Raw genomic sequence first — 25,771 nt, forward strand, 5'->3', positions numbered from 1 at the left:
CGTTTGATGTGAGGCTCAGTCGCCGATCTTCTCGAAGACGGGTTGCGCCGACGGCATGGTCTGCATCGCGGGACGGCGGCGTTCGCCGTTCACGGGCCAGCGCATCGTCGAGACGACCAGTGCGCCGACAATCGCGGCCAGTGCGATGGCGAACAGGCCGTACACCGGCGAGCCCATGGTTTGCGCCACCCAGGTGCGCAGATTCGGCGCGATGAATGCCCCGACGATGCCGAGCGAACTCGCGAAGCCGATGCCGAGTGCCGCCGCGCCGCCCGCGAGGCAACGCGGCAGGAAGGTCCAGTAGATCGAGCACACCGTGAGCAGCGCCCCACACGACACGCACATGGACAACATCCGCAGGACGGGCGCGCCATAGGCGGTGAACGCCAGCGACACACCGCCTATCAGGAACAACGTGATGCAGATCGCGCGATGCCGGTGGATGCGGTCAGCGAGCGTCGGCAGCCAGATGCAGACGACGCACGCAATAGCCCATGGAATCGCCGTCACGAGGCCGACCTCGAAGCCCATCGTCTTGCCGAGCAGCGCGCCCACCTGCGCCGGCAGATAGAACACCACGCCGTAAAAGGCCATCTGCCCGAAGAAATGGCACACGGCTCCGCGCCATACGTTGGCGTCGGCGAGCACCTGTTTCCAGTTGCCGCCTGCATCATCGCGCGCCTTCGTCGACGCTTCGAGCGTGAGGCGATCGACGAGCGCCTGGCGTTCCTCGTCGGTAAGCCAGGCGGCCTTCGCGGGCGCATCGTCCATGTAGAAGAACGCCCATACGCCGACCACGCATGCGGCCAGCCCTTCGATCAGGAACATCCACTGCCAGCCGGCGAGCGACAGCATTCCGTGGAGATTGAGCAGCGCGCCCGACACCGGTCCGCCCACCACCAGCGCAAGCGGCGCCGCGACGAAGAAGTAGCCAATGGCCTTGCCGCGCGAATCGTCCGGAAACCAGCAGCTCATGTAGTAGATGGCCGCCGGGAAGAGTCCCGCTTCCGCGGCGCCGAGCAGCAGACGAAACACATAGAAGGACACCGGCCCTTGCGTGAACATCAGCGCGGCGCTCGCAAGACCCCACGTGACCATGATGCGCGAGATCCAGATCTTCGCGCCGAAGCGATGCATCATGATGTTGCTTGGCACCTCGAACAGCGCGTACGACACGAAGAACAACCCCGCGCCGAGTGCGAAGACGCTCTCTGATATCCCGACCGACACTTGCAGATCGCCCTTCACGAAACCCACGTTGGCGCGATCGAGAAACGACACGAGGAAGATGAGCATCAAGAAAGGAATCAGGCGGCGCTCGACCTTGGCCGTGGCGCGTGACAACGCTGCTTCGTTCACAATGGGTCTCCGATATTATTTATATTGCCTGTAGGCTGCGCGCCACGCTCATTCGAGCCTGAAGCGCGGCAGGATGGTGTGGTCATCGAGCTCGGCATACACGAGGCGCACTTTCGCGCCGATGGCGCACGCGGCTTCGTCGAGCGGTTCGGGATTGGAGATCATCACGGGGCCCTCCGCGAGCCGCACGGCAATCACCTTGTAGGGTGCGGGATAGCGTTCGAGATAGGTGCGCTCGAAGCGCACCCACGAGATGATTTCGCCCTTGCCCGACAGCGGCTTCCAGACCAGCGCAGGCGACAGGCAATGGGGACACGCCGGTCCCGGCGGATAGTGGAAGCGGCCGCAATCGGCGCAGCACGGCAGCTCCATCGCATGGCCGGCGATGCTGCGCCACATCGGCAGGTCGTAGTGCCCCAGCACCGCGCCCGGCGGGAATGAGAGGTTGTCTGCGTCCATGTCCTAGCCCTCGTTTCCGTAGATGATCGACACGGCCTTGCCCGCCACGTCCGACGTATAGTGCGCAAAACGCGCATCGCGCACCTGGCGCTCGCCGCATTGCCCGCGCAACTGGCGCACGCATTCGATCTGATGCGCCCAGCCCTGCATGTAGGTTTCCGACAGATGCCCGCCGCTTGTGTTGGTGGGCAGCGCGCCATCGGGCCCGATACCCTGCTCGCGCAGGAAGCGTCCCGCTTCGCCGACCTCGCAGTAGCCATAACCTTCGAGGGCGAGCGGCACGTGTACCGAGAAGCTGTCGTAGACCTGGAACACGTCGATGTCGCGTGGCCCGATGCCTGCCATGTCGAATGCCTGGCGCGCACAATCCTGCTGCGCCGGCAAGTAGAACTCTGTGAGGCGGGGCTCGAGACTCGTCGCGCCCGCGTTCAAGTCGCGCCTTCCGAGGGCTTCGATGAACACCGGCTTCTGCTTCGCGCGCTTCGCCCGCTCGCGGCTCGTGATGATCAGCGCCACACCACCGTCGTTGATCATGCAGTAGTCGTACAGGCGCAGCGGCGCGCAAATAGTCTTGGCCGCGAGGTAGTCATCAAGCGTGATGGGCTTGCGCATCACCGCGTTCGGATTCATCGAAGCCCATGCGCGCTGCGCCACGGAGACGCGGCCGAGATCGGCATCTTCGAAGCCGCGTGCGGCCTTGTATGCCTGGAAGGTGAGTGCATACAGCGCGCCTTGCGACGTCATGCCCCATGGTGCGTGATAGACGTATGAGAGGAACATGTCGCCGCCCATCGCCTGCGGGCCGCCGTACTGAATCTTCGCCGTGCGCTGGTCGTTGCCGTAGACGAGCGCGATGGTCTCGGCCAGACCGCTTTCGATGGCCGAGACCGCCTGCGCAACCGACAGCACTGCGTCGGCCTGATCGCCCCAGCGCGGATTGATGCCGAGCACTTCCGACATGCGTTCGTAGGCCGTGGTGGGTCCGACGATCAGTCCGTCGATGTCGTCGCGGGTCAGGCCGGCGTCATTGAGCGCCGCGCGGAAGGCGGCGGCGCCATAGCCATAGCTGTCGGCGGGCTTTTCGTCGCGGCGCGCACGTTGCCAGTCGCCGGGCCAGTCGGTATGACCGATGCCGACGACCGCTGCCGCATGGCTGAGCCGGCTTGTCGATGTCGATGTCCGCGTCATTTCAGGACCTCCCGTTCTTCCAGTTCGCGGATGCGTTCCTGCGAAAGACCCAGGTCGTCGCGCAACACCCGCCGGGTGTGCTCGCCAAAGAGCGGCGGCGGCGCAAGCGCGATGCGCGCGCCATCGACCAGGAATGGCGGCGAGCTGATGAGCGTCGGACCCACCTCCGGATGGGGCACGCGCTGCCAGTAGTCGCGCGCGGCGAGTTGTTCGTCTTTCTCGATGAGATCCCGCGAACTCGCAACGGCCGCCGCCGGCACGCCGGCTGCGCGCAGCAGCGCGGCCGCCTCTGCGGGCTGCTTGCCGAGGGTCCACGCCGACACCGCCGCTTCCACGCGATCCACCTGCGCGAGCCGTCCTGACGCGTGCTTCAGGCTGGCGTCGTCAGCGAGGTCCGTGCTACCGATGAGCCCGGCAAGCGCGCGCCATTGCGCGTCGTCGAGCACCGAGATGGCGACCCAGCGGTCCTGCCCCGCGCAACGGAAGATGTTGTGCGGCGAGTGCGTGCGATGCCGGTTGCCGACAGTCGGCGGCTCCTTGCCGGTGCGGGCGGCTTCGACGAGCAACGGTCCCATGAAGTTCGCCGTCGATTCGACCTGCGACAGATCGATCTTCATGCCGCGCCCCGTCTTGCGCCGGTGCCGCAGCGCGGCCAGCACCGCGAAAGCGGCGTGATAAGGATTGGCGGCGTGATCCGGGAAGTGCGTGCCCGGGCCGATGGGCTCGGCCGCATCGTAGGCGGTGTGCATCATGATCCCGGTCACCGCGCTGATCGTCATGCCCACGCCGAGCAGCGACGCACGCGGCCCGTCCTGGCCGTACATCGGCATCGAGAGATAAATGAGATCGGGTTTGAGGGTCTTGAGCGCGTCATAGCCGAGACCGAGACGATCCATCGCACCGGGGCCGAAGTTGTTGGTCACCACGTCGGACCGCGCGATCAGATCGAGCACGAGCTGCTTGCCTTCGGGCGTCTTCATGTCGATGGCAATGCTCTTCTTGCCCGTATTGCGCGACGCGAAGTAGCCACTGCGATTGGTGCCCGCAATACCGTCCTTGAACGGTCCCGCCGTGCGCACGGAATCGGGACGCGTCATGCTCTCGACTTTAACGACCTCCGCGCCGAAGTCCGAGAACACCTTGGTGCCGAACGGGCCCGCGCCCGCCCAGGTGAGATCCGCGAAGCGAATGCCCTTCAACAGGTCCTGCCGCATTACTGCACCTCCTCGGTGTCGATATGAGCCACGCGTTGCGGCAACCCCGGCGCGGGCGACACCTTCCACACGTCCTCCGAGAAGCGATACGGCGCGCCGGGCATCGTGAGCGTGTCGTCGAGCACACGGAAATAATCGGTATGCGCGAGTTGCGGATCGGCTAGCACGTCGCAGAGCGTCGAGGCCGGCCCGAGCACGATCTTGCGTTGCATGCCTTCGCGGGTGATGTCGTCCTTCGTGAACTGCGCAAAAAAAGGTTCGATGGTGCGCCGGAAGACGTCTTTCGCTTCGCGCGTCAGGCGCCATTGGCGGTCGGCCCAGCGCGGCGTCTCGAACTCATGCAGCGCGGCATGGCCGGTCTGGCCGATCCACGTCATCAGCGCATTCCACGACACGCCGAGCGTGCGCGGCGCGGCGAGGAACACGTAGCCGTCCCTGCAGGCGAAGACGTTTTCGCTTGCGTCGCGTGTGCCTTCGCCGCCGCGCATCGAAATGCGTTTCTCGAAGTCGTAGACCTGGATCGAGTTCTGCAATGAATGCGCGATGGCCTCCTGCGCCGATATCTCGATCACATGTCCCTCGCCGCTCGCCTGCGCATCGAACAACGCAACCGACAACGCGACCGCCAGATAAACGCCGGTGACCATCGTCGACTGCGAGCCGGGCAGACGCAGCGGCGCGTCGTCGAGCTGGCCCGACAGCCATGCGATTCCCCCCGCCGCCTGCAGTACGAGATCGCTCGACGGCGCATCGGCGAGCGGGCCGGTGCGGCCGAACGGCGACACCGAAGCAAGCACGGCGCGCGGCGCCACTTCACGCAGCCAGTCGAACGCGTCATAGAGCGCCGCGCCGCGTTCGACGACGATCGCATCGGCATCACGCGCTAGTTCCGCGAATGTGCGGCGCCCTTCGGCCGTGGTCGTGTCGAGGGCGATGGCGGACTTGCTGGCATTGAAGAATTCGAACTCACAGCGCGCCGCCGGATCGCCCGGTGACTGCGCCGCGCGCCGGTCGGTCGCACCGTGCGGCGGTTCCACCCGCAGCACGTCCGCGCCGAGGTCGGCGAACAATCGCGTGGCGTAGCGACCAAGATCGTCGGTCAGGTCGAGGATCTTCAGGCCCTCGTAAGGTTGAGTCATGGGTTGTCTCCATGGTCTGGTTTCCGTTGCTCGAAAATATAATTTATATTTTGTATCGAAACAAGGCAACGCGGATTCGGGATTACCCTTCAATGGCGGGAAGCCGGCACGGCTCCCGCTGCATCGTTATTTGATCAACTCAAGCCCAACAACGACTTCGGCTCCAGAAACGCTTCAATCCCAAACGTCCCGTACTCCCGCCCGATTCCCGATTGCTTGAAGCCGCCGAACGGCGCGAGCGGTTCGTGCGCGAGCGTATTGACCAGCACGCGTCCCGCCTCGATGCGCGACGCCACTTCACCCGCGCGAGCCTGATCGGCGGAACAGACGTACGCCTGCAAGCCGTAGGGCGTGTCGTTGGCAATGGAGATGGCGTCTTCGGTATCGCGATAGGGAATGATCGAAAGGACCGGCCCAAAGATTTCCTCCCGCGCGATAGTCATGTCGTTGCGCACGTCGCTGAACACGGTCGGACGCACGAACCAGCCCGCGTTCGCGCCGTCCAGCCGCCCCGCGCCTCCCGCAATCAGCCTCGCCCCTTCCTCGATGCCGATGCCGATATAGCGCTGCACGCGCTCCCATTGCTTGCGGCTCACCATCGGGCCGACGGTCGTGCGCGGATCGCGCGGATCGCCTGCCTGCACGTTCGCCACGGCGCGCACCATCTTGTCCTCGAACTCGCGCAAGCGCGCCTGCGGCACCAGAATGCGCGTGCCCGCGATACATGCCTGCCCGCTGTTCATGAAGCCGGCATCGAGCGCGAGCGGCACGGCGACGTCGAAATCGGCGTCATCGAGAATGATCATCGGCGACTTGCCACCCAGTTCCAGCGTCACGCGCTTGAGCGTTTCCGCGGCGTTGCGCAGGATCGACTTGCCGACCACCGTTGAACCCGTGAACGACAGCTTCGCCACATCCGGATGCGTGCCGATCTCCGCGCCCGCTGTCTCGCCACGACCTGTGACGATGTTGAACACGCCCGGCGGCAACCCGGCCGCATGCAATGCCTCGGTCACGACGCGCGTCTGCATGGCGCTCATCTCGCTCGGCTTGATGACGGCGGTGCAGCCCGCCGCCAGCGCCGCCGCGAGCTTGCCGCAGATGAAGCCCGCGTTGCTGTTCCACGGCGTGATCAGTCCTGCCACGCCAAGCGGCTGCATCACGACTCGCGCCGATCCCGCGCGGCGTTCGAACGCATAGTCTTCCAGCACGCGGGCTGCGTCGAGCAGCACGTTGGCGGCATGCTGCGCCATCCAGCGGCCGCGCGACACGGGCGCGCCGTACTCCTCGATGATCGCCTCGAACAGATCTTCCTCTCGCGCGCGAACCGCTTCGTGCATGCGTTTCAGCATGTCGATACGCTCGCGCTTGCTGGTGCGCGAGTGCGCCGGGAACGCCCGTTTCGCGGCGGCAATGGCGAGCCGCGCATCTTGCGCATCGCCTAGCCGCACCCGGCCGATCACCTGTTCCGTGGCGGGATTGACGAGCTCGAAAAGCTCGTCGCCGTGCGGCGTCACGAAGGCGCCGTCGATATAAATGTGCTCGATGTTCCGCATGTTCGATCCTGGATTGAAAGCCAATGCGAACAAGATAAAGCCATCCCATTGATTAAACTAGCCGTACAATCAAGGACGCCTTGTTGAGCCATTCAGGATAATGAAAACCACTGGAATGACCGAACTCGAAGCGGTGCTCGCCGTGGCGCGTCATCGCAGCTTTCGCGCGGCGGCAAGCGACCTGAGCGTGTCCACCTCCGCGCTGAGTCACACCGTCGCAGCGCTGGAGGCGCGCATCGGCGTGCGGCTCTTCAACCGGACCACGCGCAGCGTGTCGCTCACGGAGGCGGGCGCGCAGTTCGTGCAGAACGTGGCGCCCGCGCTCACGAGCATCCGCGAGGCGCTCGAGCAGGCGGGCAGCTTCCGCGACACGCCCTCGGGCACGCTGCGCATCAATACGTCGGCCGGCGCGGCGCACCAGGTCATGGCGGTGTTCATCGCGTTCCTCGAACGCTATCCGGACATGAAGCTGGATATCGTCACGGAGGGGCGGCTGATCGATATCGTCGTCGAAGGTTTCGACGCAGGCATTCGCCTGATGGACATCGTGCCGCAAGACATGATCGCCGTGCCGTTCGGCCGGCGCCAGCGCTTCGCGGTGGTCGGCAGCCCGGCCTACTTCGCGCGCCGCAAGCCGCCGCGCACGCCCGCCGATCTCGCCGCGCACGACTGCATCCGCAGCCGCATGCCGAGCGGTTCCATCTATCAATGGGAATTCGAGAAGCATGGCCAGGCCGTGCGCATAGACGGCGCGAGCGCGCTGACACTCGACGATCCCGGTCTCATGCTCGTGGCGGCGCGCGCTGGCATCGGCCTCACGTATCTGACCGAATGGAACGTCCGCGCCGATCTCGACAATGGCACGCTGAAGCGCGTGCTCGAAGACTGGACGCCGCCACTCGGTGGTCTGTGTCTCTACTATCCCGGTCGTCGCCATGTGCCTGCGGGGCTGCGCGCGCTGATCGAGATGATTCGCGAACACGCCGATGTCAAGCCTGAGCAGCCTGTCCGGCCGCGTCGACGACCGTCATGACGTCGTATCTCTTTTGCTGATCGCGAGGCGCGTACATGGCGTGTGGCCGTCTGAGCGCATCGCATTCGTTTCACCGACCATGTGACCGCGCCTTGCGAAGCATTGTCGGCCCCATCAGTTTTGTTTATCGCGTTTCGCCCGCCGCGCGGCACGACGAGCGCCCGCATACATCGCTTCAGACAAGGCCCGAGCGCGTCTTGCTCGTCTCGTGAGCGGATTCACCCACTGGTTAACCCTTTCTGTTTGCGCCGATCCATCGGAGTACGTTCGGATCCGCAGGCGTGGGTCGCATCATGCGCCCCGCCTTCGCGAGAGCACACCAACGACAAACCAGGAAGGGGCACACGAGAGTGAGACATTCGCTGAAACAGCTGAAGCCGCTGATACCGTTCAAGCGTCTGGGCGCGGGCATGATCGCGGGCACGGCGGTCGTCGCGGCGCCCGCGTTCGCCCAGAGCAGCGTGACGCTCTACGGCATCGTCGACGATTCGATCGTCTATCAAAGCAGCCAGACGAATCTCGCGAAGTCCAACGCGGGCCGCTCGAATGTCAAGATGGCCTCGGGCATCTGGGCAGGCAGCCGCTTCGGGCTGAAGGGCGCCGAAGATCTCGGCGGCGGCAACAAGGCCATCTTCCAGCTGGAATCCGGCTTCGACATCAACAGCGGCGGCCAGCAGTTCACCAATGCGATGTTCGGCCGCCAGGCGTGGGTCGGGCTGACCAATCCGGCCTACGGCACGTTGACCCTGGGCCGCCAGTACGCGTCGTACTACACGCTGCTCTCGCCCTATAGCCCGACCAACTGGCTGACCGGCTATTTCGGCGCGCACCCCGGCGATCTCGACGGCATGGACACCATCTACCGGGCGAACAACTCGGCGGTCTACACCTCGCCCAAGTTATACGGCTTCACAGTCAGCGGTTCGTATTCGCTCGCCGGCGTGCCGGACAGCGTGTACCAGGGCTCGACGTGGTCCGCCGCGATCCAGTATCAACAAGGCCCGATCGGCGGCACGGTGGCGTTCTCGCGCATCAACAACGCGGCCAGCGGCGGCGGCATCTACAACAGCAGTTCGACCACCATCAACAGCACCAGCGCCACCGACGGCTCCGGCCAGGCCGGCGTTTCGGCAATCACGGCGGGCTATCAGCGCGCCCAGGCGCAGCAGCGTTTCGCGGTCGCGGGCGGCTATCAGATCAACAGTGCATGGGACGTTTCGGTCACGTACTCGAACGTGCAGTACATCCCCGGCGTCAATTCGCTCTTCACCGACGAAGCCGTGTTCAACACAGTCGGTTCAGTGCTGCACTGGAAGGCGACAACCGCGTGGGACTTCGCAGCCGGCTATAGCTATACGTGGGCGAGCAAGGCGAACGGCATCGACGATGCCGCCTCGTATCACCAGTTCAACCTCTCGCAGTATTACTCGCTTTCCAAACGCACCGGCCTGTACGCGCTCGAAGCCTTCCAGCGCGCCAACGGCCGCACGCTGGCGGTGCCGTCAGGCACGACGGCCAACCGTCAGACCGCTGCAAACGCGTCCATCGGCGACGGCTTCCAAGGCGCGCCCTCAGCCTCGCGCAGCATGTTCGCCGCGGGTGTCGGCATCATCCATCGCTTCTGACTTCCCGTGTCTTCCAGCCTGCGCGCACAGTGCCGCACAGTTGCGCAGGCTGTCTTCCGCTGTTCGACATTACAAGAAATTTCAGGAGAGAACCATGAGAGCTCTGGTTTCCAGAAGGCTCGTCGCGGCCACGCGCGCGCGGGCCGCATCGTTGTGCACGGTGTTCGCGTGCGGATTCGCCGCCGTACTGCTCACCGCGTGCGGCGGCAACGGCGGCAATGACAGTAGCCAGACAGCCGCGAACACTGCGCTGACAGTCGTCAAACCCGTCACCGACTGTTCGAAACTGGCATCCGTCGATCTCAGCGACGTAGGCGGCGCGGGCAGCACGATCACCTCGGCGACGGTCACGGCCGCGACCATCAACGGCGCATCGGTCAACTTTTGCACGGTGAAGGGCACGCTCGCGCCGGCCAACACCTTCGAGGTCGCCTTGCCGGTCGATTCGTGGACCCAGCGTTTCGCCGCGCTCGGCTGCGGCGGCCTGTGCGGCAATCTCAGTGATCCGACCAAACAAACTTCGTTCAGCTTCAGCTACACCTGCCCGCTCGTGCAGCAGGGCGGCTTCGTGACGGCGGCCACCGACATGGGCCACTCGGGACAGGATGCGTCCTGGAGCACCGATCCGCAGAAGCAGGCCGACTTCGCCTATCGCGGCCAGCACATCACCACGCTCGCCGCGAAGAAGCTCATCAAGGCTTACTACGGACAGACGCAAAAGTATGCGTACTTCGTCGGCTGCTCGGACGGCGGACGTGAGGCGCTGATGGCGGCACAACGTTATCCGGCGGACTACAACGGCATCGTCGCGGGCGCGCCGGCCGCACATTTCCAGATCCAGAACTCGCTCTATCACGGCTGGAACGTGGTATCGAACAGCACGACCGGCACCAGCGCGGGCAAGGCCGTCCTGTACGCTGACAAGGCGCAGCTGCTGCACAAGGCGGTGGTCGCGGCATGCGGCGGCCAGGCGGGCGTGCCGGATGGCCTGCTCGCCGATCCGCGCACCTGTCACTTCAATCCCGCGACCATCCAGTGCGCCGCGAGCGCGACCGACACGAGCACGTGTCTCACCGCCGCCGAGGTCGCCACCGCGACGAAGATCTACAGCGGCCCGAGCGATACAAGCACCGGCATGCGGATGCTCGGCGGTTCGCCGCAGTATGGTTCAGAAGCAAACTGGATTGGCGTGGAAGTGCCGACCTCGAACTCCACGGATGCCGCGGTGCCTGTGACGAGCCTGTTCAGCTACCTGATCGTGAGCGGCGCCTACAACCTGATCTTCACGGGATCGCCGGCGATACCGACTGTCGATACCTTCGGCTATCAGGATGCGAGCTTCTACCCGGCCTATCTGCAAGCCAACCATCCGCTCAACGACGCCACGAGTCCCGACCTCTCGGCGTTCAAGAACGCGGGCGGCAAGCTGATCCTGTGGCACGGCTGGGCAGACCAGCACATCTCGCCGCTCTTCACGATCCGCTATTACGAGGCCGTGCAGCAGACGATGGGCGAAGCCAACGCCAGTGCGTTCTCGCGGCTGTATGTGGTGCCGGGCGTCGGACATTGCGGCGGCGGCGAGGGCTTCCCGAACATCGACCTGGTGTCGCAGATCACGGGCTGGGTCGAGCAGGGATCGGCGCCGAATGCGGTCATGAGCTATCAGATCGATGCCGACAGCAAGGTCACCGCGTCGCGCCCGGTGTATCCGTATCCGGCGGTTGCGAAGTTCAGCGGCAACGGCGATTGGCACGACGGCGCCAACTGGACGCAGGGCGCGCCGCTCGTCACCGATGCGTTGCCGGCATGGGCGGGCGCGAGTTTCTACACCTCGTACACGCCGAAGACGCAGGGTGTAGCGACGCCTTGAGCGACGCCGTCAGCCGCATCGCCTCTCAAGCGATGCGGCTCCAGACGGCATCGAGCGCGGCAAGCGTCGCCTGAATGGCGGGATCGCTGCCGCGCCCTTCGGCGTATACGAAGGCCACTTGCGTCGTCGCCGTGCAATCGCCGAAGAAGACCGCTTCGCCCGCGTCGCGTGCCTGCATGGCCAACGCTTCGCGCATCACGCCGACTCCCACGCCTGCCGCGACCAACGCGCGCATCGTCTGTTCATGATCGGCCTCGACCGTTTCCACGGGCTTGAACGCCGCTGCCCGAAGGATTTCGTCGAGCACCTCCTGATGACCGCTGCGCGGCGCCATGCGAATCCAGGGCTTGCCGGCGAGCAGGTCGAGCGTGGCCCGGCCGGCTTCAGGCAGGTCATGCCATGACGCCGGCACGACGAGCCTGAAGGTCATCTCGTCGAGCACCTTCATCGCCGTGCCTTCAGGACGCTTCTTGCAGACCAGAAGCGCGGCATCGATCTCGGCGCTGCGCAGCGCGTCGTGCAGCCAGCTCGTGCGGCCCACCTGAAGATCGATCTTCAGCCCCGGATGACGCACGACCATCTCCGCAAGCAAGGGGCCGACGCGCAACGCGGCCGGATCCAGCATCACGAAGCCGATGCGCAGCCGTCCTTCGATCTGTCCACGAAAACCCCGCGCCGCATGCACGAATTCGCCGAACGCCTCGATCGCGCGTTCGGCTCGTCCAAGCAGCGCCTCGCCGCTTTGCGTGAGCGTCACTGAGGCTGTCGTGCGCGAGAGCAGCCGTACGTCGAGCTCTTCCTCGAGGCTGCGCAACTGTCCGCTGACAGCGGGCTGGGTCACGTGCAGCGCCTCGGCCGCCTTGGTCACGCTGCCGAAGCGCGCGACGGTCACGAAGGTGCGAAGTTGCCGGATGTCCATGTCGTGTCGCCCGGGTCGAAGAGTCGAAGGGTCAATGCGTTGACGAGTCAGAAGACGCGCTTATGAGCTTCATCCGCGAAAGTGATTTCCGTGCGGAAGCAGCCGCCCCTATTCTGGACCACATCGAGCGTGCGGACTACTTCACGCCACACGAACCCATCCACGACGGAGACACGCATGACCGCCTCGTCCCTCCCCCCGAAAAACACGCTCGCCCGCGACGCTCACGGCCTTTGCAGCCTCGGCGCGAGCGAAGCCGTCGAACTGCTGAAGAAGCGCGAGATCGCGCCGCTGGATCTTGTCGATGCAGCGATCGCGCGTATCGAGCAGATCGATCCGGTCGTCAACGCGCTGCCGCTGCGCCGCTTCGAAGCCGCGCGCGAACAGGCGCGTCACTTCCCCCGGCCCGACGACGCCACGCTCGCGACGCCGGGCTGGCTCGGCGGATTGCCGGTCGCCGTGAAAGACTACAACGACCTCGCCGGCCTGCCGACCACCTACGGCTCGCCGATCTACCGGCACAACGTCGCGGCGCGCTCGGACCTGACGGTGGCGAATCTCGAACGGCATGGCGCGATACCGCTCGCGAAGTCCAACGTGCCCGAGTTCGCCGGCGCCAACACCTTCAACACCGTGTTCGGCGCGACCCGCAACCCGTGGAATACGCAACTCACGGCGGGCGGTTCCTCGGGCGGATCGGCGGCGGCGCTCGCGGCGGGCATGGTGTGGCTCGCGACGGGCAACGACCTCGGCGGCAGCCTGCGCATTCCCGCCAGTTATTGCGGCATCGTGGGCATGCGGCCGAGCGTCGGGCGCGTACCGCGTCCGGTATCGGTGGCGCCCTACGATGCCCTTTGGGTCGAAGGTCCGATGGGCCGCAGCGTCGCCGACGTCGCGCTGATGCTCGATGCCCAGTCGCACTTCGATGCGCGCGATCCGCTGTCGTATGCGCGCCCGCCCGTGCCGTTCGTGGAAGCCGTGCGGCATCCGCGCGGACCGCGGCGCGTCGGCTTCACGGCGAATCTGGGCATCGGCCGGGTGGAGGCGCAGGTCACGCGCATCTGCGCACAGGCGGCCGCACGTTTCGCCGATGCCGGCGCGCATGTCGATGAAGGCCATCCCGACTTCACGGGCGGCTTCGAAGCCTTCCAGACCTTACGTGCGAATCTAGTCGCAGCCGTGCGCGGTCCGCTGCTCGCCAGCGAACGCGAGCGCATCTGCCCGGAGATCATCTGGAACATCGAGAAAGGCCTGCGGCAAAGCGGCGCCGATGTGGCGCGCGCGGAGCGTCTGCGCGGCGAGCTGTTCCAGCGCGTCAGCGCCTTCTTCGACGACTACGACGTGCTCGCCTGTCCGACCGTGGCCGTCGCGCCGTTCGCCGTGGAGCAGCGCTATCCGACCGAGATCGACGGCACGCCGCTCGATTCGTACATCGACTGGATGTACCTGACCTTCGTGCTGACGCTGACCGGCTGTCCCGCGATCAGCATCCCTGCGGGCTTCACGGACGATGGCCGCCCCGTGGGCCTGCAACTGCTTGGACGTCCGCGCGGCGACTTCGACCTGCTCGGCGCGGCGCGCGTGCTCGAAACGACGCTGGGCCGTGCCGCGCACGATCCGCAAGCGGCGCTTGCCTGACACGCCCTGCCCGATCCCCATCAGATGGAGGAGAAACATCATGTCGGTGGAAAGCAAAAAGATCGTGGCCACGCCCATTGCGCGCGCCGACGAAGCAGCCGTTCCCGCGCTCGAACGCCTCGCACTGCGCGTCACGGCCTGGTGCGAGAAATGGTATCCCGATGCGTTCGTCTTCGTTGCCCTTACGGTCCTCGCGGTCGCGCTCGGCGCACTGGCGATGGGCGCGTCGCCGCGCGCCGTGGCCGTATCGTTCGGCAACGGCTTCTGGAGCCTGATTCCGTTCACGATGCAAATGGCCATGGTCGCCATCACCGGTTATGTGATCGCGAGTTCGCCGCCGGTTGCGCGGCTTGTCACGCGCGCAGCCCGGGTGCCTCGCGACGGACGCGCCGCCGTGGCCTATGTCGCGTTCCTGAGCGTGCTGACTTCGTTGCTGCACTGGGCCATCAGTCTTGTCTTTGCGGGGCTACTGGTGCGCGAGCTCGCGCGCCGTGACGATCTGCGCATGGACTATCGCGCAGCGGGCGCGGCGGCTTATCTCGGCATCGGCGCGACCTGGGCAATGGGCTTGAGTTCATCGGCCGCGCAGTTGCAGGCGAATGCCGCGAGCATTCCCGCCACGCTGTTGCCCATCACCGGCGTCATCCCCTTCAGCGAGACGCTGTTCCTCTGGCAAAGCCTCGTCATCTCCGCGGCGCTCATCGTCAGCTCGACGCTGATCGCATGGTGGACCGCGCCGGGCGAGGCGCGCGCACGCACGGCCAGCGACCTCGGCGTGACGCTCGACAACATCGAGGACAGCTTGCCTCCGCGCGAACGGCCCGGCGAATGGCTCGAATACAGTCCCGTGCTGATCCTCGTGCTAGTCGCACTGGGCGCGGGCTGGGTCATCAACGAGTTCGCGGGCAGGAACTGGCTCGTCGCCATCTCCGGGCTCAACACGTACAACCTGATCTTCCTGTTGCTCGGCATGCTGCTGCACTGGCGGCCAAAGCGCTTCCTGCGCGCGGTATCCAAAGCCGTGCCGGTGACGGCCGGCGTGCTCATCCAGTTTCCCCTCTATGGCGCCATTGCGAGCATGCTGACGTCAGCGAAGAGCGCAGCGGGCGAGTCGCTGACCCATCATCTGTCGAGCCTGTTCGTGAGCATTGCATCGACGGACAGCTTCGCGCTCGTCATGGGGGTGTATTCAGCGGTGCTCGGCTTCTTCGTGCCATCGGGCGGCGGCAAGTGGATCATCGAGGCGCCCTATGTGATGCAGGCCGCCAACGATCTGCATGTGCATCTCGGCTGGGCCGTGCAGATCTATAACGCAGCGGAAGCATTGCCAAACCTGATCAATCCGTTCTGGATGCTGCCCTTGCTCGGCATACTGGGATTGAAGGCACGCGATCTGGTCGGCTTCACGTTCGCGCAGTTCATCAGCGGCACGGTGCTCGTGCTCGCACTGCTATGGCTGCTCGCGCCGACACTCATTTATCATCCGCCCATACTTCCTTGACACCCGTATTCTTCCGAAGAAAAACGAGGTAATCGGTATCGAGCCTGACGCATGAAAACGGCTGCGATAAGGACCATTAAATACAGAACAAACTTTCGCGTCCGCCTTCGAACGAAGATGTTTTTTCCGCGTGTCGGGTTTACTTCCACCTCTTAACGAAGTAACCTTTCCTCCGCTGTGATGGTTGTCCCGCAATGTTTTCGACGGCCCACCCAATCCGCCTGTTAGTTAGTAAATCTGACGTATCGCGCGGGCCATCACAGCACATGTTACCGACGTCACATCCAACCCGTTTGGTGTGACTCGTCAAGCCGCTCGCCATTTGAATGGCCCAGCGGCGTCCGCACCCTGAACGCATGGCGAGCCATGCGCATCAGCATGCGGATAACAGCCAAGCCAGTACAACCTGGGCCTCACGACTCTCGCTCAATTGAACGGGAGCCGCGTCCGTTCGTGTGTTGTCATTCGGATAACTAACGCCCGTTCGCAATTAAACCGGCTGCTTTACTGAATCTGGTCGCTCTCAATTCGAACCGTTTGATTCGCCATCCTCATGTTCATGAAATCATCGACTCAAGCCTCACGCTCAACATCCCATTCCCTTCACGCGCCGACCCGCGCCGCGTTGATCACCGCCATGCTCGCGAGCGCGATGCTCACCGCATGCGGCGGCGGCAATGACAGCGCGGTGGATGCCGCCACGGGCAAGGCCGCGACGCCCAAGGCCACGTCGAAGGCCGCGAGCAACGGCTCGATCTTCTACGGCATGAACGGACACAACACCAATGGCGGCGCCTACGACGCCACCAGTCCGCAGACCCAGCTCGCGCAGCTCCAGGATCTCGGCGCGACCATCTATCGCAACGACGTCTATAGCTCGACCTCGGCGGCCGCGCTGGCCAAGGTCGCGAAGGTCATGGCCGATGGCGGCGTGACGATGTATCCCGTGTTGATGGCGAACCTGAACTACAACAGCGAAGACGATGCCTACAACGCCGGCTATCAACTCGGCCAGCAGACAGCCAGCTCGTATCACTATGCGTACTACGAGGTCGGCAACGAACTGGAAGCGAAGACGCTCAACGGCAACGTGGATGGCGTGCTATGGAAGCACTACGACAACAGCTCTTACATGCTGGCGCGCGGTGCGATTCGCGGGATGATCGCGGGCGTGAAGTCGGTGGATGGATCGGCGAAAATCATTCTCGGCGGCACCTGGCTGCACTATGCGTTCTTCCAGATGCTCGCGGACGGCTCGCAACCGGACGGCACCTGGGGTCATCCCGCCGTGTCATGGGACATCACGTCGTGGCACTGGTATTCGAATGAAGGCGACATCACCAACGCCTGCGGCGGCACGGGCTGTCATGACGTGCTGCAAGTGCTGCACAACATGGGCAAGCCCATCTGGATCAACGAGTTCGGCGTGCGGCCCGACTATGGTTCGTACAACCAGATCGCGTCGTACATCACCGGGGACACGATGATGGCGCAGTACGTGAGCGTCGCGTCGAAGTACAACATCCAGTCCATCCAGGGCTTCCAGCTCTATGACGACAGCGAAGGCAACTACGGTCTGATCGAGGGCGACGGCACCACGAAGAAGCCCGCGTACTACTCGTACAAGGACTTCGTGCAGAGCCACCCGGAGTAAGTAAGAAAGGGAAAGATCCGCGCGTTCAAGCATGCGCGCGGCTCGCCGTTATTGCAGTCCGCCAGACCAATAACGACGAGGATAGCGATGCAGATCTCCGGTGCGACCACCACGAGTGCCTACGTGAGCGCGGACGCGCCTGTGCAGCGTCGCGTGGCCGATGCCGATACCGATACAACCGCCGACACCACCACCGATGACGGACCGGCGCAAACCGCCGAGCCTTCGTCGGTGAAGTCCTTCGCATACGGCGCGCTGGGCCTCGAACGCCCTGAAGTGCAGGCCACCGATGCGAACGGCTTCTACACTGCGGGCAAGTGGGTCGCGGCCGCGGCGACGATCGGCGGGATCATCTCGCTGTTCGTTTGAAGACGGTTTGAAGCCGGCTTGAAGAGGTCGAGTTAATACCTGGAAACAACTTGTCGAATCGGCGTGTTGCTTGCCGAATCGGAACGCGTGGTCATGCGCGACGATGCTGATGCCGCGCGGACGACGCGCTGCGCACCGCGCCACGCGGTGTTTCCTCATTCGACATTACGCCAGGTCATGCACGCTCAACACATCGCCACCCGCTCCTTCACTCTCGCGCTGGGCCGCGCGCTCGCCGCCGCCGTGCTGCTCGCGCCGATGCTCCCCGCCTCCGCCGAAGATCTGCCTGACGTCTGCACGGCATTGCAGACGATCGTCGCCGCGCCGTCGTTCGGCACGCTCGCGCAGAGCCGCCCGCTGCTTCCTGCCGGTTCGCCGGGTCAGGGCACGTGTCGCGGCAGCGCACACGCCTACGATTGCCGCTGGCGCGCGCACTGGGGCGCGGACGGTGTCGTCGCCGATCCGTTACAGGAACTCGGCGCGGACATCGCTTCATGCTTCCCCGACGTGCGTCACGACGTCAACAGCGCCACGCGCCAGCATTTCGTCTTGCGCACGGCGGACACGTCACGCGTTACGACGCTGACCGCCACAATCGAAGGAGCGAACACGGTGCGCTTGCGCGTCGTGCGCTGACCCCGCAATACGCAAGCACACGGCCATGCCCGGGCGTCTCTCCCTCGCGTTGGCGCTCGCCCTGGGCGCGAGCGCGCTGACTGGCTGCACATGGACCCTGATCACCGCAGCCGATGCCGCCGGCTCGCTCGTGCAGGCCGGCTTCTCGGTGGCGTCGAACTATTCGTCCCCGACTTCGGTGACGGGCGAGCCGGCGTCGCTGCAATCGGTGTGCATCGAACTGAACCAGACGGTCGCAACCGGTGACTTCGTCCCCAATCTGCAAGTCTCGTTGCAGCGACGCGGCGTCAATTCGACGGTCTATAACCCCGGCACGTCGCCGCCCGGTTGCGAGGCGATGCTCGTCTATGCCGCAACCACGAGCTGGGACAAGCATGCGTTCAGCAGCAACCCGGTGTCGTATCTGTCCGCCATCGATCTGACGCTGCTGCGGCGCGGCCAGATTCTCGTCACCGCGCGCTACGAGACCAACGACCTCAGCATGGACCGCTTCGCCAGCGCCCGGCAAAAGCTGGATGCGCTGGTGGGACGCATGGTGGTTGCACAGGCGCCATGAACCTTGAGCCCTGCCTTCCTTTCCGCATCTTTCCATTGGCTCGAGGAACGATGCCGCGATGCTAATCTGCGTGCGTAGTACGAGTTGTACCGATCCCTCTTGCGGCTCACCTGTCTCAGGCGAGCCGCTTTTTTTATGCAGCGGACGCGCGACATCAGGCCAGCAGCTTCGCGCGCAACATGCCGATGTCGTTCCCGCTCAACGACAGCCCTTGCGAGAGGTAATCGTTGAGCGTGCCGAAGCTGCCAACCATCTCGTCGAAGGCGGCTTCGATGGTCGCGCTCTGCGCCTGATACAGCGGCGCCACGGTTGCCATGGTCGTGCCGAGCCGCGCCGAATGCGCCTGCATGCGCGCGGCAATCTGCGGCTGGGCCGCCGTGTTGGTCAGCAGATAGTCCTGGATGATCACGTCGAGCGGCACCTCCGCGATGGCCAGCAGCAGCGCCGCCGCCCAGCCGGTCCGGTCCTTGCCCGCCGCGCCATGAATCACTTGCGGCCCGCTGACGCGCGCCAGCCGCGTGAGCAGCAGACCGAACTGCAACCGGGCCACCGGATCCGTGACCAGCTTGCGCTGCCGTTCGATCATCCATGCGCTTGCCGCCGTCGCATCATGCGGCGTGGCGGAGACGACATCGATCGGCGCGACTTCATGCGTCTCGCGCACCGCATTCGCGGGCACGCGATCCACCGCCAGCGAGGCCTCGGCCACCATGCGCAGATCATGCAGCGCACGCAGTCCGAGCCGAGCGAGCGCGGCGGCATCGGCATCGTTGGGCGCGAACGCGCCCGAGCGATAGAACACGCCGCGTCGCAGACGGCGTCCATCGAGCGAGGCATAGCCATCGCCGATACCGGCCACGTCGCGGAAGTTTTCGACCGATGCCACGCGCGGCGTGTCAGCCATCACGGCTTCGTCGCTCGCGCCGCCGCACGCGGACAGCAGCGCACTCGCGCCGAAAGCGGTCGAGAGCAGCGCGGCGCCGCGCAGGAAAGCGCGACGCGAGGTCGGAGATAGCGAAGTGTCGATCATGTTGATTCAACGGGAATGACGATACGCACGACCAGCCCGCCGCCCTCGGCGTTGCCGATCTCACAGCGGCCATGCTGTTCGCGTACAAGGCGTTCGACGATGGCAAGACCCAGTCCGCAATGTCCGTTGCCGCTGCGCGCGGGATCGAGCCGCACGAAGGGGCGCAGCGCATCGTCGAGTTGTGTGTCGGGAATGCCGGTGCCGTGATCGCGCACTTCGATCAGCCAGTCAGCACGCAGCCGCGCGGTCCTGATCTCCACAGGCGGCTCGCCGTGTTCGAAGGCGTTATCGACGAGATTGGTCAGCAGCCGGTCGATGAAGGTGCGCGGCAGCACGAACCCATCGCCCGCGTGCAGCGACAGCCGGAACAGCGCATCGTCGCCGTCCTCGGGCGCGGCAAACTGTTCCGCGATGAATGCATCCACGCCCGCCGGCGCGCTTTCGGACGGCGCGCGCGCGGCGAACTCCAGGAACTGCTGCACGATGCGCGTCATCGAGTCGATGTCGCGCAGGAAATGCGCGCGTTCGCGCTCGTCCTTCGCGAGCACCGTCGCGCGCAGCGACAGCCGCGTGAGCGGCGCCTTCAAGTCGTGTGCGATGCCGGCGAGCATGACCGCGCGATCGTCGTCGGCCTCGGCGATCTTGCTCACCATCTGATTGAACGCACCGATCAGATCGCGCAACTCGCGCGGCCCATGTTCGCCCACTGGCACCGGACGCTCGCCGCTGCCGAAGCGCCGCGCGGCCTGCGCGACCCGCGCCAGCGGACGCTGCAATTGCCAGGTGACGAACAGCGACAGCAGCAGCGCGCCGCACAGCAACACGATGGACTCGGTGAAGATGGGCGCGGGCGGCGGAAGGTCGATGGGCGTGACGATCCAGAACGCGCTCGACGGATAACGCACCCACAGGCGCGGCATCTTGCGGCCGATGCTGTCGACTGCGATCTGCGAGCCAGGCGGCAAGCCATCGGCAATCTGTTTCGCGAGATGCGCGTGACGCGTCGTGCGCGGATCCTGCAGTTCGAGCGGCTCCGGCATGTTCCAGACCGGCACGATATGCACACGCGTCTGGCGCATCAGCTTGCCGCCGAGCGTCACGTCGTTGTGCGCGGCTTCGAGCACGATCAGCAGCGCGCGCGCATAACCATCGGCTTCCTTGTGCGGCGCTTGAATATGGAGCATCGCGAACCATCCGCCCTGCAACACCAGCAGCACGCAGACCGACAGCAGCGCCATGCGCCCGAACAAGGTATCCGCGATGCCGCGCGGCGAGAAAGCAGCCAGCCGCATCGTGCTAGGCCCGGATGCGTTCGAGCGCCGCGTGCTCTCCATCGGGCACGAAGACGAAGCCTTGCCCGCGCACCGTCTGCAAGTGACGCGGCTGCGACGGATCGTCCTCGATCAGACGGCGCAGCCGCCAGACCGGCACGTCGAGGCCACGGTCGCGGAACGGCAGGTCGTCGCGATGCACGAGGTCATGCAACAGCACGCGCGACAGCACCTTGTACGGATGCTTGATGAACACCTTGAGCAACGCGAACTCGCTTTCGCGCAGCGGAATGCGCTGCTCGCCGCAGATCAGCGCGCGCGTGACGAAGTCCACTTCGAAGCGTCCGAAGCGTTCGCGGGCGCAGCGTTCGGGCTGGCTCGGCGTGCTCGCGCGACGCCGCAGCACGGCCTCGATGCGCGCAAGCAGTTCGCGCGGATCGAAAGGTTTCGCAAGGTAATCGTCCGCGCCGGTTTGCAGTCCCGTGATCTTCTGCGCCACGCTGTCGCAGCCCGTCACGAAGATCACCGGAATGTCCTCGCCCGCCGCGCGCAGGTCGCGCAGCGCGCGCAGGCCGTCGGTATCCGGCATCATGATGTCCAGCACCACGATGGAAGGACGCTCCAGTTCCAGACGACGGCGCAGCCCCGCGCCATCATGCAGCACGGAGACCTCGATGCCTTGCGTATGAAAGAAGCGGCGCAGCAGATCGCGCACCGCGGAATCGTCGTCGACGATCAGAACCGATGTAGCCATATCGAAATTTTATTCGGTGCTTATTCCAATCGGCGCGCGCTACTTTATTCAGCACATTACCGTTTCTTACGGCAGCGCGCGCCGCGACCTTGCGACCTTGCACACAACGACCCGTCCGGCCAGCCGCCACGGACGCCAGCGGCCTGCGCCATGCGCAAGGAACGCCGTAACAGAAAGAAATGGAAAGTTTCGCGCGATGGTCAGACCGCCGATGCCGAACATAGAATCGGCGCATGACACCACATGTACTCATGGTCGACGACGACCCCGTCGTGCGCGAACACGTGCGCGACTTTCTGACGCAACACGGCCTCGACGTGTCCGTGCTGGACGACGGCATCGCGCTCAAGAGCGCCGTGCAGAACCTGCGGCCCGCGCTGGTCGTGCTCGACGTGATGATGCCGGGCAAGGACGGCATCAGCGCGCTGCGTGAACTGCGCCACGCCCACGACGACATTCCCGTGATCCTGCTCACCGCGCGTTCGGACGTGCTGGATCGCGTGATCGGACTCGAACTCGGCGCGGACGATTATCTCGGCAAGCCCTTCGATCCGCGCGAACTGCTGGCGCGCATTCGCACCATCCTGCGACGCCGCAACGGTCCACCGTCGTTCGTCCCCGGCGCGCCGGAAATGCGTCCGAGCTATCGCTTCGGTCCCTTCGAGATGGACTTCAGCGCGCGTGAATTGCGCCGCGACGGCGAACGCATCGCGCTGCGCTCGGGTGAATTCGCGCTCTTGAAGACGCTCGTGAAGAACCAGATGAACGTGCTCTCGCGCGCGCAGCTGAACGAGCATTTGCGCGGCGCGGGTGCGCATCGCGACCGCAGTCTGGACGTATCGATCTGGCGGCTGCGCCGTCTGCTCGAAACCGATCCGTCCGAGCCGCGCTACGTGCAGACCGTCTGGGGCCAGGGCTATATCTTCGTGCCGCATGGCGATCCGAGCGCGGCGGGACGCATTGCCGCGCGGCCGTCGCATTGATGCGTTGCCGCAAGCTTAGAACGTCAGCACGCTCATGAAGAGGTGCTGCAACCATCCCATGGTGGTCGAATCGGCGAGCATGCCCACGCCCGCCTGTTCGATGCGCGCATTCGCCACCTTGTTCGACGCCACGTAATTTCCCGCCTCGATATCCTTCGGATTGACGATGCCGGAGAAACGCAGTTGATCCTGATTGCCGCTCATCGCGATGATCTTGTCGCCTGCGACCACGAGATTCCCGCCCGGCAAGGTGCCGATCACCGACACCGCGAGCGTGCCGCTCATCGCGCTCAGGTTGCTGGTGCTGCCGTTGCCCTTGAACGAGGTATCCGCCGAACCCACGTTGAACAGGCGTGCAAGGCGCGCGGCCGCGCCGGTCGATTGATCGGCGGCCGTGGCGCTGATGCTGCTCGCACGGCTCGCGCTGGCATCGGCGGTATTGCTGCCTGAGTAGGACTCGGCGAGGCGAATGGTGAGCACGTCGCCCACGCGCTGCGCGCGCGAGGTCTCATACAGCGACACGGAATTGCCCGCCTGATAAATCGCGCCGAGCGTGTTGACGTTGACCGGCTGCGCGACCGTCGGCGCATAAGTCGGCATCTCGACGATGGACCGCGGCGACGAACACGCCGACAGCGCACACGCGCACAGCAAGACTGTCAATTTCATGACGATGCTTTCCGGGATTCAAGGGGTGTCATGCAGGGCGGCGAGACGCCATGTGTCTTCGGTCTCGCGCAACCAGGTTTCGTAGGCTTTCAGGCGATAGATCACGCGCGCTGTCGCCGACGCGCCGTTCGCCTCCAGCGTGATGGAGCTCGTCGCGTTCTCCCAGCGGCGCGTCCGGTAGCCGTTCGCGCGCACGACGCGGCCCGCACCGAAACGCGACGACAAGGCCGCGCCGAGGTCGTCGGCCACGCGGGCCTCGATCACGAATGACATGCGATACAGGCGCGGCGTCGGATCGCCCGGCATCGCGGCGAAGCGCAGCACGTGATCGCGCGCGGGAGCGCCATCGACGACGGCTTGCGACGCCTGCCATCCCGACTCGCCGCGATGCGCCCACTTGCAGCTGATGGTGAGGCTGTGCGGATCGCGCAGCACCATGCCGAGCGCCGCCGCTTCGACGTCCGTGTCGCACAGCGCGACACTGCGCGGCGGCGTGGCGCGCGCGGGCTCTTCGCGGCGGAAGACATCCAGCGGAACGCCGAGCCGCAGCCCGCGAAAGTCGAACGGTTGCTGCGCCTGTGCGGTTGCGGACCACAGCATGGCGGCGAGAAGCGCGCAGGGCAGAAGGATGCGCTTCATGTCAGTCGATCGCCGAGGCGCAGACATCGAACGGCGTGGCCGCCGCGTGGCCGACCACCGGCACGACCTTGAGCGTCGCGGCCGTCACGCGGCACGGCAGCGCGGCGAGGGCGCAGCCTTCGAGCGTCAGCGGACACGATGCGAGCGCCGCGCACGCGAGCGCGAATCGAACGATCGCAGGCATGGCTCAGGCGGTCGTATCGACGTGATTGCCGAGATGCGCGGGATTGCTCACCGGCGTCTTCGTCGTGGTCGAGGGAAGGCTTTCGGCCGCCGGGACTTCGGTGTTGCGCCGGATCGGCAGTGTGTTCGCCGTCTGCGGCACCGCGTGGCTGTTGAGGGGACTGTTGACGTTCATCCTGCGCGCTCCTTGAAGAAAATGGACGTTGCTGCTTGCAACGGCAGCCATCTTCTCCGGGCGCGAGGCACGGCGATCGGTTGAGAAAAATGCGCTTTTCGTCAGTGCTTACAAGGCGTTACGCACGCGTACCGAATGTTTTATGTCGTGCGTTTCCATGCGTGCTGGCGCAGCGCGTCGGTCAGGCTGTGCAGCGGCCAGCCTTCGCGCAGCGCCTCGCGCAGCAACGCTTGCTGACTCGGCGGCGCGAGACCGCCCGAAGGCGGATCGCGATCGAGATTCGTCGGAAAGGCATAGCCCTCCGCGCACGAAGCGATGACCGCTTCGATCTCGTCATCACTCATGCGGCCGGCAGACTTGCATTCGCTCAGGAACGGATACACGGCTTCGCACATGCGCGCGCGATCCAGCGATTCCATCGCCCGCCCGTAGGCCGACGACACCTGCAACAAGTTGGCCATGCGCTGCACGTCGCGCGTATGGTTGGCGCCCGCCGCATGGAACAGCGCGGGGCTGAAGAACAGCGCGTCGCCCTTTTCGAGCGGCAGTTGCACGCAGTGCGCTTCGAAATAGTCGCGAAAGTCCGCGCGCCGCCACGCGAGATAGCCTTGTGCGTAACGCTGCGAAAACGGCAGGAGCTTCGTCGGACCGCTTTCCACCGGCATGTCGCTGTGTGCCACCGCGCCCTGCAAGGTCAGGAACGGCGACATCGCGTGAACATGCGCGGGATAGCGGCGAACTTCGTCTTCGGTCTGGAAACCGAGGTGATAGTCGCGATGCGCCTCCTGCGCCGCGCCGCCCGGCCGCACGACATTGACCTGCGACGTCATCTGATACGCCGGACCGAGCCACGCTTCGGCCATGCACGCGAGGAACGGGTTCGCGAAGTAGCGCGCGAAGACCTCGGGTGCTTGCAGACAGAGCTTTTCCTGCGCGTTCCAGATGCGGTCGTTGGCGCCGGCCTTCGCGAAGTGATCCGCGCGGCTCGTGCCCTGCTCGCGCTCTTGCCGGATGATGTCTTCGAAGACGGCGGTGGCGTCGTCGATTAGAGCGGTATCGGCGTAGGCATGCTTCAGGACCAGCACACCGGCGCCCGCGCGCAGCACCTCGGCCCATTCCGCCTGCAAGGCCATGCGTTGAGGCGCATCGTCGCCCAGCGCGCGGCAGTCATAGAGCGGAATGCCTCGCTGCATCGCGGCGGCGTAACGCGGCGGATGCGCCTCTTCCTGCGCGAGGTCGCGTTTGAAGTCATCGAGGGAACAGGCGTGCTCGTCGTACCAGTTCGTCTGGCTCATGTCTCCTCCTCGCTCGTTCGACGATAGTATCCCGAACCGCCCCGCCAGCAAGCCAG

At 65.2% G+C, this 25,771-nt stretch carries 25 protein-coding genes; 10 read left to right on the plus strand and 15 right to left on the minus strand.

Annotated features, from left to right (window positions below; genetic code table 11):
* Nucleotides 1-15 precede the first annotated feature (15 nt).
* The 6 genes from QCE63_RS18970 to QCE63_RS18995 form a co-directional block, all read right to left on the minus strand.
* Nucleotides 16-1,359: an MFS transporter gene (locus tag QCE63_RS18970; RefSeq protein ID WP_309835131.1), complete on the minus strand. Its 1,344-nt coding sequence runs from the start codon at nucleotides 1,357-1,359 to the stop codon at nucleotides 16-18.
* Nucleotides 1,360-1,407: 48 nt separating this feature from the next.
* Nucleotides 1,408-1,818 carry an OB-fold domain-containing protein gene (locus QCE63_RS18975; protein WP_309835132.1) on the minus strand — a complete coding sequence of 137 codons (411 nt, stop codon included), beginning with the start codon at nucleotides 1,816-1,818 and terminating at the stop codon, nucleotides 1,408-1,410.
* Nucleotides 1,819-1,821: 3 nt separating this feature from the next.
* Entirely contained in the window at nucleotides 1,822-3,006 is a 1,185-nt protein-coding gene (locus tag QCE63_RS18980) for a thiolase family protein (RefSeq protein ID WP_309835133.1), read from the minus strand.
* Nucleotides 3,003-4,220 (minus strand): CoA transferase, encoded by a 1,218-nt coding sequence (locus QCE63_RS18985; RefSeq protein ID WP_309835135.1) that lies wholly within the window; start codon nucleotides 4,218-4,220, stop codon nucleotides 3,003-3,005. The genes QCE63_RS18980 and QCE63_RS18985 overlap by 4 nt, the downstream gene beginning before the upstream one ends.
* Nucleotides 4,220-5,359: a CoA transferase gene (locus QCE63_RS18990; RefSeq protein ID WP_309835136.1), complete on the minus strand. Its 1,140-nt coding sequence runs from the start codon at nucleotides 5,357-5,359 to the stop codon at nucleotides 4,220-4,222. Before QCE63_RS18990 ends, QCE63_RS18985 begins: the two co-directional genes overlap by 1 nt.
* A gap of 134 nt (nucleotides 5,360-5,493) precedes the next feature.
* A complete protein-coding gene (locus QCE63_RS18995; RefSeq protein ID WP_309835137.1) occupies nucleotides 5,494-6,915 on the minus strand; it encodes an aldehyde dehydrogenase family protein in 1,422 nt (473 codons plus the stop codon).
* Between the two features lie 100 nt (nucleotides 6,916-7,015).
* Between QCE63_RS18995 and QCE63_RS19000 the strand changes: the two genes are divergently transcribed.
* The 3 genes from QCE63_RS19000 (at nucleotide 7,016) to QCE63_RS19010 (ending at nucleotide 11,443) form a co-directional block, all read left to right on the plus strand.
* Nucleotides 7,016-7,948 carry a LysR family transcriptional regulator gene (locus tag QCE63_RS19000; protein ID WP_309835138.1) on the plus strand — a complete coding sequence of 311 codons (933 nt, stop codon included), beginning with the start codon at nucleotides 7,016-7,018 and terminating at the stop codon, nucleotides 7,946-7,948.
* 410 nt (nucleotides 7,949-8,358) lie between these two features.
* Entirely contained in the window at nucleotides 8,359-9,573 is a 1,215-nt protein-coding gene (locus QCE63_RS19005) for a porin (RefSeq protein ID WP_309835488.1), read from the plus strand.
* A 94-nt stretch (nucleotides 9,574-9,667) separates the two neighbouring features.
* Entirely contained in the window at nucleotides 9,668-11,443 is a 1,776-nt protein-coding gene (locus tag QCE63_RS19010; protein ID WP_309835139.1) for a tannase/feruloyl esterase family alpha/beta hydrolase, read from the plus strand.
* Nucleotides 11,444-11,468: 25 nt separating this feature from the next.
* On the opposite strand, the gene QCE63_RS19015 is transcribed toward QCE63_RS19010, so the two are convergent.
* Nucleotides 11,469-12,362 (minus strand): LysR family transcriptional regulator, encoded by an 894-nt coding sequence (locus QCE63_RS19015; RefSeq protein WP_309835140.1) that lies wholly within the window; start codon nucleotides 12,360-12,362, stop codon nucleotides 11,469-11,471.
* Nucleotides 12,363-12,539: 177 nt separating this feature from the next.
* Here QCE63_RS19015 and QCE63_RS19020 point away from each other — a divergent pair, with 177 nt between their 5' ends.
* The 6 genes from QCE63_RS19020 to QCE63_RS19045 all read left to right on the plus strand — a co-directional run bounded on the left by QCE63_RS19020 (nucleotide 12,540) and on the right by QCE63_RS19045 (nucleotide 18,716).
* Nucleotides 12,540-14,000, plus strand: a complete 1,461-nt coding sequence (locus tag QCE63_RS19020; protein ID WP_309835142.1) for an amidase family protein — start codon at nucleotides 12,540-12,542, stop codon at nucleotides 13,998-14,000.
* 40 nt (nucleotides 14,001-14,040) lie between these two features.
* Nucleotides 14,041-15,501, plus strand: a complete 1,461-nt coding sequence (locus QCE63_RS19025; RefSeq protein WP_309835143.1) for a TIGR00366 family protein — start codon at nucleotides 14,041-14,043, stop codon at nucleotides 15,499-15,501.
* Nucleotides 15,502-16,138: 637 nt separating this feature from the next.
* Nucleotides 16,139-17,155 (plus strand): lipopolysaccharide biosynthesis protein, encoded by a 1,017-nt coding sequence (locus tag QCE63_RS19030; RefSeq protein ID WP_309835489.1) that lies wholly within the window; start codon nucleotides 16,139-16,141, stop codon nucleotides 17,153-17,155.
* Between the two features lie 87 nt (nucleotides 17,156-17,242).
* Nucleotides 17,243-17,524, plus strand: a complete 282-nt coding sequence (locus QCE63_RS19035; protein ID WP_309835144.1) for a hypothetical protein — start codon at nucleotides 17,243-17,245, stop codon at nucleotides 17,522-17,524.
* Between the two features lie 93 nt (nucleotides 17,525-17,617).
* A complete protein-coding gene (locus QCE63_RS19040) occupies nucleotides 17,618-18,160 on the plus strand; it encodes a hypothetical protein (protein WP_309835145.1) in 543 nt (180 codons plus the stop codon).
* A 25-nt stretch (nucleotides 18,161-18,185) separates the two neighbouring features.
* Nucleotides 18,186-18,716 carry a hypothetical protein gene (locus QCE63_RS19045; protein WP_309835147.1) on the plus strand — a complete coding sequence of 177 codons (531 nt, stop codon included), beginning with the start codon at nucleotides 18,186-18,188 and terminating at the stop codon, nucleotides 18,714-18,716.
* Nucleotides 18,717-18,870: 154 nt separating this feature from the next.
* Here QCE63_RS19045 and QCE63_RS19050 read toward each other — a convergent pair whose 3' ends face one another.
* From QCE63_RS19050 to QCE63_RS19060, 3 genes are read right to left on the minus strand one after another with little or no spacing between them, the layout of a single operon-like run.
* Entirely contained in the window at nucleotides 18,871-19,746 is an 876-nt protein-coding gene (locus QCE63_RS19050; RefSeq protein ID WP_309835148.1) for a tyrosine-protein phosphatase, read from the minus strand.
* A complete protein-coding gene (locus QCE63_RS19055; protein WP_309835149.1) occupies nucleotides 19,743-21,038 on the minus strand; it encodes an ATP-binding protein in 1,296 nt (431 codons plus the stop codon). The genes QCE63_RS19050 and QCE63_RS19055 overlap by 4 nt, the downstream gene beginning before the upstream one ends.
* Before the next feature lie 4 nt (nucleotides 21,039-21,042).
* Nucleotides 21,043-21,771 (minus strand): response regulator, encoded by a 729-nt coding sequence (locus QCE63_RS19060; protein ID WP_309835150.1) that lies wholly within the window; start codon nucleotides 21,769-21,771, stop codon nucleotides 21,043-21,045.
* A gap of 233 nt (nucleotides 21,772-22,004) precedes the next feature.
* On the opposite strand from QCE63_RS19060, the gene QCE63_RS19065 reads away from it, so the two are divergent.
* Nucleotides 22,005-22,754, plus strand: a complete 750-nt coding sequence (locus tag QCE63_RS19065) for a response regulator (protein ID WP_309835151.1) — start codon at nucleotides 22,005-22,007, stop codon at nucleotides 22,752-22,754.
* 15 nt (nucleotides 22,755-22,769) lie between these two features.
* Here QCE63_RS19065 and QCE63_RS19070 read toward each other — a convergent pair whose 3' ends face one another.
* The 5 genes from QCE63_RS19070 to QCE63_RS19090 all read right to left on the minus strand — a co-directional run bounded on the left by QCE63_RS19070 (nucleotide 22,770) and on the right by QCE63_RS19090 (nucleotide 25,715).
* A complete protein-coding gene (locus tag QCE63_RS19070) occupies nucleotides 22,770-23,423 on the minus strand; it encodes a flagellar basal body L-ring protein FlgH (protein ID WP_309835153.1) in 654 nt (217 codons plus the stop codon).
* Nucleotides 23,424-23,441: 18 nt separating this feature from the next.
* Nucleotides 23,442-24,062 (minus strand): hypothetical protein, encoded by a 621-nt coding sequence (locus tag QCE63_RS19075; RefSeq protein ID WP_309835154.1) that lies wholly within the window; start codon nucleotides 24,060-24,062, stop codon nucleotides 23,442-23,444.
* 1 nt (nucleotide 24,063) lies between these two features.
* On the minus strand, nucleotides 24,064-24,246 hold the full coding sequence (locus tag QCE63_RS19080) for a DUF6726 family protein (protein WP_309835155.1): 183 nt from the start codon (nucleotides 24,244-24,246) through the stop codon (nucleotides 24,064-24,066).
* Nucleotides 24,247-24,249: 3 nt separating this feature from the next.
* Nucleotides 24,250-24,420 carry a hypothetical protein gene (locus QCE63_RS19085; protein WP_309814673.1) on the minus strand — a complete coding sequence of 57 codons (171 nt, stop codon included), beginning with the start codon at nucleotides 24,418-24,420 and terminating at the stop codon, nucleotides 24,250-24,252.
* 140 nt (nucleotides 24,421-24,560) lie between these two features.
* Nucleotides 24,561-25,715, minus strand: coding sequence for a phytanoyl-CoA dioxygenase family protein (locus QCE63_RS19090; protein ID WP_309835156.1), 1,155 nt, complete (start codon nucleotides 25,713-25,715; stop codon nucleotides 24,561-24,563).
* Nucleotides 25,716-25,771: the final 56 nt, after the last annotated feature.

Source organism: Caballeronia sp. LZ065 (assembly GCF_031450975.1).
GTDB lineage: Bacteria > Pseudomonadota > Gammaproteobacteria > Burkholderiales > Burkholderiaceae > Caballeronia.

Excerpts from the sequence above, each read along its gene's own strand:
- QCE63_RS18975 (WP_309835132.1), bottom strand. The coding sequence starts at position 1,818 with ATGGACGCAGACAACCTCTCATTCCCGCCGGGCGCGGTGCTGGGGCAC.
- QCE63_RS18980 (WP_309835133.1), bottom strand. The coding sequence starts at position 3,006 with ATGACGCGGACATCGACATCGACAAGCCGGCTCAGCCATGCGGCAGCG.
- QCE63_RS18985 (WP_309835135.1), bottom strand. The coding sequence starts at position 4,220 with ATGCGGCAGGACCTGTTGAAGGGCATTCGCTTCGCGGATCTCACCTGG.
- QCE63_RS18990 (WP_309835136.1), bottom strand. The coding sequence starts at position 5,359 with ATGACTCAACCTTACGAGGGCCTGAAGATCCTCGACCTGACCGACGAT.
- QCE63_RS18995 (WP_309835137.1), bottom strand. The coding sequence starts at position 6,915 with ATGCGGAACATCGAGCACATTTATATCGACGGCGCCTTCGTGACGCCG.
- QCE63_RS19000 (WP_309835138.1), top strand. The coding sequence starts at position 7,016 with ATGAAAACCACTGGAATGACCGAACTCGAAGCGGTGCTCGCCGTGGCG.
- QCE63_RS19005 (WP_309835488.1), top strand. The coding sequence starts at position 8,359 with ATGATCGCGGGCACGGCGGTCGTCGCGGCGCCCGCGTTCGCCCAGAGC.
- QCE63_RS19010 (WP_309835139.1), top strand. The coding sequence starts at position 9,668 with ATGAGAGCTCTGGTTTCCAGAAGGCTCGTCGCGGCCACGCGCGCGCGG.
- QCE63_RS19015 (WP_309835140.1), bottom strand. The coding sequence starts at position 12,362 with ATGGACATCCGGCAACTTCGCACCTTCGTGACCGTCGCGCGCTTCGGC.
- QCE63_RS19020 (WP_309835142.1), top strand. The coding sequence starts at position 12,540 with ATGACCGCCTCGTCCCTCCCCCCGAAAAACACGCTCGCCCGCGACGCT.
- QCE63_RS19025 (WP_309835143.1), top strand. The coding sequence starts at position 14,041 with ATGTCGGTGGAAAGCAAAAAGATCGTGGCCACGCCCATTGCGCGCGCC.
- QCE63_RS19030 (WP_309835489.1), top strand. The coding sequence starts at position 16,139 with ATGCTCGCGAGCGCGATGCTCACCGCATGCGGCGGCGGCAATGACAGC.
- QCE63_RS19035 (WP_309835144.1), top strand. The coding sequence starts at position 17,243 with ATGCAGATCTCCGGTGCGACCACCACGAGTGCCTACGTGAGCGCGGAC.
- QCE63_RS19040 (WP_309835145.1), top strand. The coding sequence starts at position 17,618 with ATGCGCGACGATGCTGATGCCGCGCGGACGACGCGCTGCGCACCGCGC.
- QCE63_RS19045 (WP_309835147.1), top strand. The coding sequence starts at position 18,186 with ATGCCCGGGCGTCTCTCCCTCGCGTTGGCGCTCGCCCTGGGCGCGAGC.
- QCE63_RS19050 (WP_309835148.1), bottom strand. The coding sequence starts at position 19,746 with ATGATCGACACTTCGCTATCTCCGACCTCGCGTCGCGCTTTCCTGCGC.
- QCE63_RS19055 (WP_309835149.1), bottom strand. The coding sequence starts at position 21,038 with ATGCGGCTGGCTGCTTTCTCGCCGCGCGGCATCGCGGATACCTTGTTC.
- QCE63_RS19060 (WP_309835150.1), bottom strand. The coding sequence starts at position 21,771 with ATGGCTACATCGGTTCTGATCGTCGACGACGATTCCGCGGTGCGCGAT.
- QCE63_RS19065 (WP_309835151.1), top strand. The coding sequence starts at position 22,005 with ATGACACCACATGTACTCATGGTCGACGACGACCCCGTCGTGCGCGAA.
- QCE63_RS19070 (WP_309835153.1), bottom strand. The coding sequence starts at position 23,423 with ATGAAATTGACAGTCTTGCTGTGCGCGTGTGCGCTGTCGGCGTGTTCG.
- QCE63_RS19075 (WP_309835154.1), bottom strand. The coding sequence starts at position 24,062 with ATGAAGCGCATCCTTCTGCCCTGCGCGCTTCTCGCCGCCATGCTGTGG.
- QCE63_RS19080 (WP_309835155.1), bottom strand. The coding sequence starts at position 24,246 with ATGCCTGCGATCGTTCGATTCGCGCTCGCGTGCGCGGCGCTCGCATCG.
- QCE63_RS19085 (WP_309814673.1), bottom strand. The coding sequence starts at position 24,420 with ATGAACGTCAACAGTCCCCTCAACAGCCACGCGGTGCCGCAGACGGCG.
- QCE63_RS19090 (WP_309835156.1), bottom strand. The coding sequence starts at position 25,715 with ATGAGCCAGACGAACTGGTACGACGAGCACGCCTGTTCCCTCGATGAC.